Origin of the sequence: Aquicoccus sp., from assembly GCF_041686535.1 — a bacterium.
Lineage (GTDB): Bacteria > Pseudomonadota > Alphaproteobacteria > Rhodobacterales > Rhodobacteraceae > Aquicoccus.
In genome coordinates, this window is the sequence record NZ_JAWLDS010000025.1 from 25481 (window position 1) to 37329 (window position 11849).

At 61.6% G+C, this 11849-nt stretch carries 14 protein-coding genes; 5 read left to right on the forward strand and 9 right to left on the reverse strand.

What is annotated here, in order from left to right; all coding sequences use genetic code 11:
• Positions 1-68 precede the first annotated feature (68 nt).
• The 3 genes from ACESL9_RS07780 to ubiA are packed head-to-tail and all read right to left on the reverse strand — an operon-like array spanning position 69 to position 3349.
• Positions 69-392, reverse strand: a complete 324-nt coding sequence (locus ACESL9_RS07780) for a hypothetical protein (protein ID WP_372612467.1) — start codon at positions 390-392, stop codon at positions 69-71.
• Positions 379-2307, reverse strand: a complete 1929-nt coding sequence (locus ACESL9_RS07785) for an OmpA family protein (protein ID WP_372612465.1) — start codon at positions 2305-2307, stop codon at positions 379-381. Before ACESL9_RS07785 ends, ACESL9_RS07780 begins: the two co-directional genes overlap by 14 nt.
• Positions 2308-2365: 58 nt before the next feature.
• Positions 2366-3349: a 4-hydroxybenzoate octaprenyltransferase gene (gene ubiA, locus ACESL9_RS07790; RefSeq protein ID WP_372612464.1), complete on the reverse strand. Its 984-nt coding sequence runs from the start codon at positions 3347-3349 to the stop codon at positions 2366-2368.
• 12 nt (positions 3350-3361) lie between these two features.
• Between ubiA and ACESL9_RS07795 the strand changes: the two genes are divergently transcribed.
• From ACESL9_RS07795 to ACESL9_RS07805, 3 genes are all read left to right on the forward strand, one after another.
• Positions 3362-4090, forward strand: a complete 729-nt coding sequence (locus ACESL9_RS07795) for a 16S rRNA (uracil(1498)-N(3))-methyltransferase (RefSeq protein ID WP_372612462.1) — start codon at positions 3362-3364, stop codon at positions 4088-4090.
• A complete protein-coding gene (locus ACESL9_RS07800) occupies positions 4081-4611 on the forward strand; it encodes a hypothetical protein (RefSeq protein WP_372612460.1) in 531 nt (176 codons plus the stop codon). Before ACESL9_RS07795 ends, ACESL9_RS07800 begins: the two co-directional genes overlap by 10 nt.
• Before the next feature lie 61 nt (positions 4612-4672).
• Positions 4673-6043, forward strand: a complete 1371-nt coding sequence (locus ACESL9_RS07805; RefSeq protein WP_372612458.1) for a glutamate--cysteine ligase — start codon at positions 4673-4675, stop codon at positions 6041-6043.
• A 223-nt stretch (positions 6044-6266) separates the two neighbouring features.
• Here the strand turns inward: ACESL9_RS07805 and plsY are convergent, their stop codons facing one another.
• From plsY to ACESL9_RS07835, 6 genes are read right to left on the reverse strand one after another with little or no spacing between them, the layout of a single operon-like run.
• The gene (gene plsY / locus ACESL9_RS07810) at positions 6267-6872 is read right to left on the reverse strand and encodes a glycerol-3-phosphate 1-O-acyltransferase PlsY (protein ID WP_372612456.1); all 606 of its coding nucleotides are present in this window, start codon (positions 6870-6872) and stop codon (positions 6267-6269) included.
• A complete protein-coding gene (gene pyrC / locus ACESL9_RS07815) occupies positions 6872-8146 on the reverse strand; it encodes a dihydroorotase (protein ID WP_372612454.1) in 1275 nt (424 codons plus the stop codon). Before pyrC ends, plsY begins: the two co-directional genes overlap by 1 nt.
• Positions 8147-8174: 28 nt before the next feature.
• Positions 8175-8636, reverse strand: coding sequence for a hypothetical protein (locus ACESL9_RS07820; RefSeq protein WP_372612452.1), 462 nt, complete (start codon positions 8634-8636; stop codon positions 8175-8177).
• A gap of 7 nt (positions 8637-8643) precedes the next feature.
• Positions 8644-9120, reverse strand: coding sequence for a hypothetical protein (locus ACESL9_RS07825; RefSeq protein WP_372612450.1), 477 nt, complete (start codon positions 9118-9120; stop codon positions 8644-8646).
• Positions 9117-9662 (reverse strand): hypothetical protein, encoded by a 546-nt coding sequence (locus ACESL9_RS07830; RefSeq protein ID WP_372612448.1) that lies wholly within the window; start codon positions 9660-9662, stop codon positions 9117-9119. The genes ACESL9_RS07825 and ACESL9_RS07830 overlap by 4 nt, the downstream gene beginning before the upstream one ends.
• Positions 9659-10618, reverse strand: a complete 960-nt coding sequence (locus tag ACESL9_RS07835; RefSeq protein WP_372612446.1) for an aspartate carbamoyltransferase catalytic subunit — start codon at positions 10616-10618, stop codon at positions 9659-9661. The genes ACESL9_RS07830 and ACESL9_RS07835 overlap by 4 nt, the downstream gene beginning before the upstream one ends.
• Positions 10619-10779: 161 nt before the next feature.
• On the opposite strand from ACESL9_RS07835, the gene ACESL9_RS07840 reads away from it, so the two are divergent.
• Both ACESL9_RS07840 and ACESL9_RS07845 read left to right on the forward strand, forming a co-directional pair.
• Positions 10780-11583: a uracil-DNA glycosylase family protein gene (locus ACESL9_RS07840; protein WP_372612444.1), complete on the forward strand. Its 804-nt coding sequence runs from the start codon at positions 10780-10782 to the stop codon at positions 11581-11583.
• Positions 11580-11849, forward strand: a 270-nt coding sequence (locus tag ACESL9_RS07845; protein WP_372674681.1) for a metallophosphoesterase family protein, incomplete at its 3' end; no start/stop codon positions are given. The genes ACESL9_RS07840 and ACESL9_RS07845, both read left to right, overlap by 4 nt.

An 11849-nucleotide genomic window follows, 5' to 3' on the forward strand; every position in this document is an offset into this window, starting at 1 on the left:
GCCCGGTGGTTCTGGATCGACCTGTGCGTTATCGGGTCGCTTGCACGACTTTTCGTTGCGGACAGGTATTACGCGCCCCTGGACTCAAGCTGCGCACGCAGCGCTTCGGCCTCGTGTCGTGCATCTCGAAGCCCTTCCATCGCAGCGGCAAGTTCGGCTTCCGTCTGCGCGATCTGATTGGTCAACTCGGCCTCCCGCTGTTGCAGATAGGTGATGGCCTGATCGCGCGTTTCTTCGGCTTCGTGCAATTCCTGTGACATTTTATCCAGCTCTTCGATATCCGAGCGGGCCACCTGCGTGAATCGGTGAATTAGCCAGTTTGCGAACCATCCCATGCAAAAAGCGACAAACAGGATGATTGCCGTTGCAATGATGAATTCAGTTCGTGTCATCAGGGGTATCCTCGTCTTGCGAAGCCGTGTCGTCGGTTTCCGTCTCGGGATCGGCGTTGATGTCCTGTTCGATGATTAAAGGGGGGATTCCCATCTCTTCAGTGGTTTCGGGGCTTGCGATGCGAAACTCGATACGGCGGTTCGCCTCCCGTCCCTCTTCGGTGTCGTTGTCTGCGATCGGCTGAGTTTCTCCATATCCAACGGCCGAAAAAGTCGACGTCAGAACGCGCCGTTCACGTAGTCCATTGAGAACGGATTGCGCCCGGGCCTGGCTGAGTTGCTGGTTCATGACTTCCCGCCCTTGGCTGTCCGTGTGTCCTGCAATCTCAAGGTGTATCGGACCGCATTCCTTCAGGATGTCTGCAATCTCGTCCAGCGTTTCCCGTGCGCCAGTATCGATCGTGTCAGAGCCGGGTTCAAAACTGATCTTGCGCTCAGCCTGAATCGCCTCGATTTGCTCGGCGCATTCCTCGGGTGTCGGCAACGCGGCCACCGGATCGAGTTCTTCCTGATAAGTCACATCTATCTCGAAACGCGCCGCCTCACCAAGTTTCTCGGAAAGCAGTCGCGAAATCATGCTTCGGGCCTCGGAATCTCCAGTGTTGCCCTTGATCGCGATCCGATCTGACGACACGGTCACCGCGCCGTTTGAGAGCTTTGAAAGCGCCTCGATTCCGGCCAGTACGCGCACCGTCCATTCCGGTGGCAGCGAGTCGTCGACGCGCGCCGCGTTATGGACGGCATCAGAGCCAAACCGCGCTCGCGCGAAGCTTATGATTGTTTGCCGCACCAACTCATCGCTCACGCGACCGCGCATTTGAACAAGGCCTTCGGGTGAAAGAGTCGCCACGAATTCTCGCGGGCCCGAGTCGTCGGGTTCGGCCGGTTGCGGCAGAACTGCGTGAACAGTGAATACATCAGGCAAGGCGGTCTCGAGTTCGCCAATGGTTTCATCGAACAGTCCCGGATCGGTGTTTTCGTCGGCTACAAGAGATATGTCCGCATCGGCAAAGGTGACAGAGCCGTTTCCGATCGTGTCCAGGGCGGCGATGGAAAGCTCGGCAGCGCGGGCCCATTTGGGCGAGGGAACACCAAGACCGATCGTGCAGGATGTCTGGCCTGTCACGCCCGCGGCCCGCGCCGCCGCAATGATCCGATCACGCGCAGCCTCGGAATCAGCGGAGCAGTTGTCAAATCGAGGCCCGCTCTCATCTATCACAAAACGCAATGAAAACGGCGTGATGACAGGTAGTGGTGCCGAGATATCGAGTACAAGGTCAAGGCCGCGCGGCGTGGCGCGGGCGAGAGCAAGTTCGAGATTGCGCTTCGTTTCCGCCCTGTCGACCATTGCCGTGATTTCCACCCTTTCGGCATCGATCGAAATCTTAGATCGGGGCAGATCCTCAAGAGCCTCCAAACCGAAGCCAATAGCCGTTTCCCACCCGTCCGGAAGAGGATAATCGGCCGTTTCCAGAAGATCGACAATATTCTCATCGCCGCCAATATCCTTGAGCCGGTCGAGAATATCATCACGCTTGGAAGCGGCTGGAACGAGCCCGATCAGGGAAATGCCCGAGTCGTTGCGCAGTATCTCGATGGAGAAACGTGGCGGCGTGATGCCCTTGGAGGCCGCCACGTCCATATGGTCGATGACCCGGGCAGCGTCGACCACCGTGCCTGCGGAGCTCACTGCGAGAAAGCGGGACGCCTCGCTCTGTGCGGTGCCGGTCAAAAAGACCTGAAGCCCGTCAGCATGAACCTCGGCCCATGTCAGACCTTGGTCGTCGAGCGCACGACGCACTTCGATTTCCGAGTTCTCCTCGATCATGGTGACCGCAAATCCGGCTGTAAAAAGGCAGGCCAGACCTGCGGTGGCGAATGTGCCGGCGATGATGAGGATTGAGGACAGGCGCATCTCGGATCTATCTTGGAAAACTTGTCAGTTCTCTAGGCCCTGCCGACCGGAGGTGCAATCAAAGGAATAGGGCGACGGCGAAAAACGGCAAAGGGATCAGGCCGGTATCGCGGTTGGAGCGAAAGAGCATGAGAAGGCGGTCATTGTCATCAAGATCAAGCATGCGAATCTGCCACACCATATGCCAGCCCATCACGCAAGCCCCTGACAACGCGACCAGAAGAGCCACGGGGTTTCCGCGCTGTTCTACCATCGCGGAGATGATCGCCAATCCCATGAGCGAAACCGCGCCGACCAGAAAACGCCGAAGCCAGACTGGTGTTCGGATTCCGAACAAACGTGCTGTCGATTTCACACCGATCAGCGCATCATCCTCCTTGTCCTGGTGCGCATAGATGGTGTCATAGAAGAGTGTCCACGAAATTCCTGCAAGATAGAGGATGATTGCCGGTGTCTCAAGCACCCCGGTGTGAGCCGTCCACGCAAGCAGCGCGCCCCAGTTGAAAGCAAGGCCGAGAAATATTTGCGGCCACCATGTGAAGCGCTTGGCAAAGGGGTATACGGCCACCGGCGCAAGCGCCAAGATGCCCAGAAGGATGGCGTTAACGGGAAAGGTCAAGAGAATGGCAAAAGCCAGCAATGCCTGCGCCATCATCCAGGCCAGCGCCATTTTCACTGAAACCTGCCCGGAGGGAATTGGGCGTGACCTTGTGCGCTCGACAAGACCGTCGATATCGCGGTCGGTGATGTCATTCCATGTGCATCCCGCTCCTCGCATAAGCCATGCCCCCAACCCGCAGGACACAAATACCCAAAGATCGAACCAGCGGGCCTGGCCATCATGCAGCATGGCGAGCAAAAGGCCCCACCAACACGGCAAAAGGAGCAACCATGTTCCGATCGGCCGATCGGCACGAGAAAGCCGAAGGAAGGGGCGCGTTGGGACCGGCGCCAACCGGTCAACCCAATTGTCCTTTACGGCGTCTGCCACCGCTTCGCCAACCTGTTGGTTGGGCTCTGGCGTATTGTTGGGTGCGGTCATATTGTCGGGTCCATGAAAACGGCAAAGATCAGACTTTATGTAAAGCACCCCTTGGGCCAAGGGCAAACCGTTCCTCTGGACCGGGCGCAGGCGCATTATCTTTTCGGTGTGATGCGACTTGGTGAGGGCGATGCAGTTTCGCTGTTCAACGGTCAGGACGGGGAGTGGCGGTCCGAGGTAGTCCAGAAGAGCAAGCGTGGCGGTGTTCTGTTCTGCGTCGATCAGACCGCACCGCAGCGTGATCCGCCGAACATGTGGCTGCTTTTTGCCCCGGTCAAGAAGGCCAGAACCGATTTCATTGTCGAAAAGGCCACCGAGATGGGCGCAGCGCGCATCATCCCGGTGCAGACGGATTTCACCAATTCCGAACGAATTCGGCAGGTCCGTTTGCAAGCCCATGCGATCGAGGCCGCCGAACAATGTGGCGGGACGTTCGTGCCCGAGGTGGAGTCACTTCAACGTCTTGAATCGGTGTTGCGTGAATGGCCAGTGGATCGGCAATTGATGTTCTGCGACGAGGCGCTCGCCGGGGGATCATCGTCTCTTCCGACCAACCTTGCCGGGGAGCCATGGGCGATTCTGATCGGTCCGGAGGGTGGCTTTTCCGAGGGCGAACGCGGTCGCCTTGCGGCAATGCAGTGTACACACCCGATCGCTTTGGGGCCGCGTATCCTGCGTGCCGATACCGCTGCCGTGGCGGCGATCACGGTATGGCAGATACAATTGGGGGATTGGGCATGAGCCTCGTTCGGCCAGCGGCGCGCGCCGCGATTTGGCGCTGGCGCGAGGTATTCGTCGGCGCATTTGTCGCTGCCCTTGGTGTGAATTGGGCGCTTGGTGGTATCGGGCTCATGCGCTGGATCGGTTGGCCTGTCCTGGTAATCGGCTGTGCACTCCTGATCACAGGTTTGCAACGAGCGCGGGTCAGGCCGCGCAGCGGCGGCGCGGGAGTGGTCGAGCTCGATGAGGCACAACTGACCTATTTCCTGCCGGAGGGCGGCGTTGTTGTCCCACTGTCACTGGTCACACGGATCGAGATCGAGGCATTGGGGGATGAAGCACATGGTGAAATGCGCTGGATATTCACGGATCGCGATGGTCAAGAAGCGCGAATTCCAGCATCGGCAGTGGGCGCCGAGCGCCTCATGGATGCGTTGGCGCAATTTCCCGGTGCGCATTTTCAGAAGGTGATCGCTGCGTCGGCCGCGCGAAAGCCGGAAAACTTTGTGATCTGGCAAGAACAAGTCGTCCGGCTAGATTGACACTTTCTTTCATTCGCAGCACTCCTTGCACTGTCGTGCGAACAGATCGGAGAAGAACCCCATGTCCATTCCTCAGTCCGGTGGCGGTCCGATCGAACGCCATGAACAATTGGCCGAATACCTTGCTGATGGGTGTAAATCCAAGGAGGATTGGCGGATTGGCACCGAACATGAGAAGTTTGGATATTGCAAGGACACCCATTTGCCAATTCCTTACCGTGGCGAGCGTTCGGTTTTGGCGGTGTTGGAGGGTTTGCGCGATCTTCACGGTTGGGAGCCACTGTATGAAGGCGATAATATCGTTGGATTACAAAAAGATGGCGCGAATGTGAGTTTGGAGCCGGGGGGGCAGTTGGAGCTTTCTGGCGCGCCGCTGGAGACGATCCATCAGACCTGTGACGAAGTTAACCAGCACCTGGCAGACGTTAAGGATATCGCCGACAAGGTGGGCGTGGGATTTCTCGGGTTGGGGGCGGCGCCTGAATGGACCCATGAACAGATGCCGATGATGCCCAAGGGGCGTTACAAGCTGATGACCGACTACATGGGCCGGGTCGGCACGATGGGCACGGCGATGATGTACCGTACTTGCACGGTTCAGGTGAACCTCGACTTCTCATCCGAGGTCGACATGGTGCAGAAGATGCGCGTCGCGCTCGCGCTGCAACCCGTGGCCACGGCGCTCTTTGCCAACTCCCCGTTTTTCGAGGGCAAGGTGAATGGCTGGAAATCGTGGCGCGCGCATATCTGGCAAAACCTCGATCCGGCGCGCACGGGCATGTTGCCCTTTGTCTTTGACGAAGGGTTCGGGTTCGAGGCCTGGGTCGAATACGCGCTCGATGTGCCGATGTATTTCGTCTATCGCGACGGGGAGTATATCGATGCGCTCGGCCAGAGTTTCCGTGATTTTCTCAAGGGTAAGTTGCCCGCATTGCCGGGCGAGACGCCCACTCTGAGCGACTGGGCCGACCATCTGACCACGATCTTTCCCGAGGCGCGGGTCAAGCAATTCATCGAGATGCGCGGCGCCGATGGCGGCCCCTGGCGCAGATTGTGCGCGCTGCCGGCTTTCTGGGTCGGACTCACCTATGACCAGACTGCGCTCGATGCGGCGTGGGACCTGGTCAAGGGCTGGGATGCCGAGACCCGCGAAGCGCTGCGCGTGGCAGCGGGCAAGGACGGGCTGCATGCACAGGTGGGCGATATCAACATGCGCGATCTTGCGCGGCGGACGCTTGAAATCTCGCGCGAAGGTCTGCGGGCCCGGGCGCGGCCCGGGGCGGGCGGCATGGTCCCCGACGAGCGTCATTTCCTGCATGCGCTGGAGGACAGCGTGACCGATGGAAAGACGCCGGCAGACGAGCTTCTCGATCTTTATCACGGAGAGTGGAACGGCGATCTGAGCCGGATCTACGAGGGCTACGCCTACTGAGACCATAAACGAAAGATGAAGCGAAATTAACCTTTCTGAACGGATTTTGGCCCGGAAACGGCGCATGATTCCCGGCTGCTCTGCGTATGACTCCCGGCTGCCGGGGGAGTCATCTGGCAAGAATGGCCCTAATGATTAAAGCGATGGCGCCCGGTAGGGCAGGAAATCGGCAAGAATCATGAAGCGGATGCCTGGGCCCTGGGGGTGGCGGGCAACCGGGCGATCACTTCTGTCCGAACTTCGGTTCCGTTCCGGCGCGCAGGCGAGAAATATTGGCGCGGTGCCGCCAATAGATCAAAAGTGTGAGCGCGATCCCGAGGAAAAATGCCGTGCCATGACCCAGGACGAGCATCCAGATGGTCGAGCTGCCCGCTGCAACCAGCGCCGAAAGCGACGAGATGCGCGCGATAACGGCCGTGGCGAGCCATGTCAGGCAGGCGGCGATTCCGACGGGCCAAGCGAGCGCCAGAAGGATGCCAAGAAATGTCGCCACGCCCTTGCCGCCGCGAAATTCGAGCCAGACGGGGTAACAATGGCCCACGAAGGCAAAGAGAGCTGCGACCTGAGCCGCATCCTCGCCCGCGATGGTGCGCCCGGCCAGAACCGCCACGGCCCCCTTGCCACCGTCGAGCAACAGCGTCAGCGCGGCGGCAAGCTTGTTGCCGGTGCGCAATACGTTGGTTGCGCCGATATTGCCCGAGCCAATCTTGCGCAGATCTCCCAGTTTCAACGCACGGGTCAGCAACAGGCCGAACGGCACAGACCCAAAAAGATATCCGATCACCGCCCAGAGCGCGAGGGTGGTCAAGCTGGTTTCGATCACAGGCATCAGCCGAACACCTTTTCTCCGCCGACAAAGGTTGCCAGCACCTTACCTTGCATGCGCGCGCCGTCAAACGGGGTGTTCTTGGATTTTGACAGGAGCTTGAAACGGTCGAGCACGAAGGGCTTGTCGGGGTCGAACAGCACCAGATCGGCAGGTGCGCCGGGGTCCAGCCGCCCCGAGGACAGGCCGAGCCGTTTCGCCGGGTTGAGCGCGAGGGCGCGGAAAAGCTGTGGCAGGCTCAGGTGATCGGCGTGATAGAGGCGCAGAGCTGCGGGCAGCAGGGTTTCGAGCGCGACCGCGCCCGACGCGGCCTCGTCGAAGGGCAGGCGTTTGCTTTCCTCGTCCTGCGGCGTGTGCATCGAGGAGATGATGTCGATCAGGCCGGAACGCACCGCATCGACGGTGGCGAAGCGGTCGTCCTCGGATCTGAGCGGCGGCTTGACCTTGAAAAAGGTGCGGTAATCCGAAAGGTCGAGTTCGTTCAGCGTGAGGTGATGGATCGAGGTGCCCGCGGTGATATCGAGCCCGTTACGCTTGGCCCGTTCGAGGGCAGGCAGGGCGCGGGCGGTGGTGATCTGGTCGGCATGATAGCGTGCGCCGGTCATTTCCAGAAGGGCGATGTCGCGATCAAGCGCCATGCGTTCGGCCATGGGCGTGACGGCGGCCAGCCCGCGCAGCGAGGCGAATTTGCCCGAGGTGGCAGAGGCGCCCGCCGAGAGGATCGGTTCCTGCACATGGGAGATCACCAGCGCGCCGAGGCTGCGGGCATAGGTGAGCGCGCGGGAAAAGACCTTGGTATCAGAGATGACCCGGTCACAATCGGTGAACCCGACGGCGCCCGCGTCGAGCAGGAATCCGATCTCGGTCATTTCGCGGCCTTCGCGGCCCTTGGTCAGCGCGGCCATTGGCAGAACATTGACCGGAGCCGCCTCGTTGGCGCGGCGCCGGACGAATTCGAGTACCTCGGGCGTGTCGATGGCCGGGAGCGTGTCGGGACGCGTGATCATGGTGGTGATGCCGCCCGCCGCCGCGGCCAGCCCGGCCGAGCGATAGGATTCCTTGTGCCGTTCGCCGGGTTCGCAAACCTTTACGCCGATATCGACGATGCCGGGGGCAAGGCATTTGCCGCCACAGTCGATGACGTTGTCGGCGGTGGGTTCGGCCGGCCCGGTCGGGCCAGTCGCACCGATAATGGCGTCGTCGATCAGAAGCCAGCCGGGCGCATCGGTCTGGGCCTCCGGATCGATCAGCCGGACATTGGTCAGAAGGGTCTTCATCGGCGGTGCCTTTGATGGTTTTGTCGTTTCATGGTCGCCCCCCGGCCGCGACCCGTTCGATCAGTGCCTTTGTGGCGTGGGCGTCCGACTGATACTTGATCAGGTGCTTGTCGCCGGTAACGGTCACGATCTGGACCGCCGAGACAAAGGTGTTGATCTGTGCAATCTCGCGCAGGCCGACCATGCGCGTGCCGGGGCCGAGCAGGCGGCGGTTGGTCAGGTCCCAGCGCACGGCCAGCTCGTCCGACGCGACATACCAGCCGCGCAGGGCGATGGCGCCCAGGCCGCCGATGGCACCGGTCCAGACATGCGGATTGCCCAGCGCCCAGAGGATCACCATGCCGGCCCCCATGGCGATCGCGGCCATGGAGGCATGATCGCGCAGATAGGTCGCGCGATCGGCGCGGAAACTGACCAGCACCTCTTCGCCGTCGGCCAGTGGGGTCGAGGGCGTGTTGGCATAGCGCAGGTCGGCGGAGGATTCGGGCATGGGCTGTTCAGCTTTCAAAAGGCTGGTTCTGGGCAGTTTCGATGCGGCGGCGGATATCGCGCGGGTTGGCGACAAAGCGGATCGTGGTGGCGGTGCCGCCGGTCAGGCCGATGCGCAGGCTCCACCAGAACCACGGGCGTATCCACGCGATTTGGGAAAGCGGGACGGCGGCCTGTTCCTCGGGGTTGTCGCGGTTCTCGTAGATCAGGCGGCGGTCGGTCAGAAACCAGCAATCGCCACGGCGCCGGAACCACGTTGTGAAATCGTCAAATGCAAGCACGTAGGCCACGGTCAGCAACGGGAGCGCCAGAAGCCATTGCCACCAGACGAGGAAGCCGAAGCCTGAAAGCCCCAGCGCGGTGACGAACCCCAGAAGCAGGGCGCGCTGGGCAAACAGCCAGAAACGCGGCCGCCACAAGGCAAGCACGGTCTCGCCCGCGAGCAGCGGTGTCTGGGGGCCGGGGTGATGTGGTGCGGAGGTCATGTGAGCATCGCCACCAGGATCAATGCGGCCAGCACCAGCGCCAGTAGCACGAACGCCATCCGCCGATTGAGGCCCTTGGTGAGCGGTGTGGTGTCGCGATCCGCGCCCGATGCCGAACCCGGCTGCATGGCGGCATCGGAAGGCAGGTGCTCGAAGATGACCGGCGGCCTGTCCTCGTGCAGCGTGGCAACATGGCGCAGCGGTGCACGTGGCTTGATCGTCTGGTCCTTGCCGCCAAAAGCTTGCGAGGTGACGATCAGGGCATGGCCGGTCATCTGGTCCAGCCTCTGCCGCAAGGGCGCGAGTTCCTCCACACTGATGCCGTGGCCCTCGGCCAGATAGTCGGTCAAGCCGACACCTTCGAGATCGCCGATATCGAAATACACAAGATGATCCGGATCAAGCCAATCCGCCCCGAGTGACGCGCGCAGCGGCCATGAGCCGTTGCGCTGATCGAAGCGCCGGGCCTCTTCCGGGGGCAGATCGACGGCAAAAAGCCGCACGACGCCGTGTTCACTTCCCTTGATCCGTGTCGGGCTCACGCCATGACCTCGCGTTCGCGCGCGCGCGCCTCGCGCAGGTTGCGGGCGAGGATGTCCATCGTGGCCATGCGCACGGCGACGCCCATCTCGACCTGTTCCTGGATGACCGAACGGTTGATGTCGTCGGCGATTTCGCCATCGATCTCGACGCCGCGGTTCATCGGGCCGGGATGCATCACGATCGCATCCTCCTTAGCATAGGAAAGTTTCTCGGTGTCGAGGCCGAAGCGATGGAAATATTCGCGCTCGGAGGGGATGAAACCGCCATCCATGCGCTCGCGCTGAAGGCGCAGCATCATCACCACGTCAACGTCCTTCAACCCCTCGCGCATGTCCTCGTACACTTCGACGCCGAACTCGCCGATCCGCGCAGGCATGAGCGTGGGCGGGCCGACCAGCCGGATGCGGTTTTCCATCTTGCCCAGCAGGAGAATGTTCGAACGCGCCACGCGGGAATGCGCGATATCGCCGCAGATCGCGATGCTCAGACGGTGCAGACGCCCCTTGGCGCGACGTATGGTAAGCGCATCGAGAAGTGCCTGCGTGGGATGTTCATGGCGTCCGTCGCCCGCGTTCAGGACAGCGCAGTTCACCTTTTGGCTGAGCAGGTCGACGGCACCGGAATCGGGATGCCGCACGACCAGCAGATCGGGATGCATCGCATTGAGCGTGAGAGCCGTATCGATCAGCGTCTCGCCCTTCTTGATCGAGCTGGCCTGCATCGCCATATTCATCACGTCCGCCCCCAACCGTTGTCCGGCCAGTTCGAAACTGGCCTGCGTGCGGGTCGAGTTTTCGAAGAACATGTTGATCTGGGTCAGGCCCGCAAGGGTTTCTGTGTGTTTGCGCGCCGAACGGTTGAGATCGACATACTTGTCGGAAAGATCCAGAAGCGTGGAGATGTCAGCGGGCGCGAGCGGCTCGATGCCCAGAAGGTGGCGGTGTGGAAAGCTCATGGCCTTTCTCCCCTTGCAAGCGGGCCTCGCATCACGGCCCGGTTATAGGAAGCGCGCAACTCCGTGTCCAGCCGACGCACCGGACGGAATGCGCCTTGTCTCCTTCTAGTCGAGACAAATGAATGGTTCAGACCGGGACCGGGGTGCGCTAGGCTTGTGCAATGGAATCGCAAATGAGCTATCACGCGGCGCGCGCCGCCCTGGAATGGCAGATCGAACTGGGTGCGGACGAGGCGATCGGCGATGTGCCGGTCGTGCGCTACGGCCTGCCCGACAAGCTGACGGCAGAACCGGCGGCAAAACCGGAACATCCGGCGCCGTCCAAGCCCGTGCAAGCCGCCCAGGGGCCCGAGGCGGCGGGGCCCGACCCGGTGGCCGTTGCACGCGAGGCAGCGACCGCGGCACCCGATCTGAGCGCGTTGCGTGCCGCAATGGCCGGTTATGAGCATTGCGATCTCAAGCGCGGCGCGCGAACGCTTGTCTTTGCCGATGGCGAGCCGGGCGCACGCGTGATGATCATCGGCGAGGCGCCGGGGCGCGAAGAGGATCGCGAGGGCCGACCTTTCGTGGGTGCAGCCGGTCGCCTCCTCGATCGGATGCTGGCGGCGGTCGGGATGGCGCGAGCGGGAGATGGGGAGCCGGTCTACATCACCAACGTGATGCCCTGGCGCCCGCCCCAGAATCGTGAGCCGAAACCCGAGGAGATCGCCATGATGCTGCCCTTTCTCGCGCGGCATGTGAACCTGGCTGCGCCCGAACTGCTTGTCGTGATGGGCAACACGAGTTGCCAGGCCATATTGGGCCAACGCGGGATCACGCGGTTGCGCGGTACGTGGACCGAGGCATTTGGTCGCCCGGCGCTGCCTATGTTTCACCCCGCCTATCTGCTACGCAATCCGGGGGCCAAGCGCGAAGCCTGGGCCGACCTGTTGAGTTTGAGGGCGAGGTTGGAGACCGAGAGATGAAGGTGCTGGCCTTCTCGGATGTTCATGCCGACATGAAGGCGATGCGCACCGTTGCCGATGCGGCCAAGGGCGCGGACCTTCTGATCGGCGCGGGGGATTTCTGCCACATGCGGCAAGGCTTGCGTGACATCCTGTCGGTGCTGGACGGGATCGCCATACCCATGGTTCTGGTGCCCGGCAATGTCGAGAGTGCCGATGAGTTGCGACGCGATGCGCCCCAAGGCGCCGTCGTCCTGCATGGGCAGGGGCACGAGATCGAGGGGCTA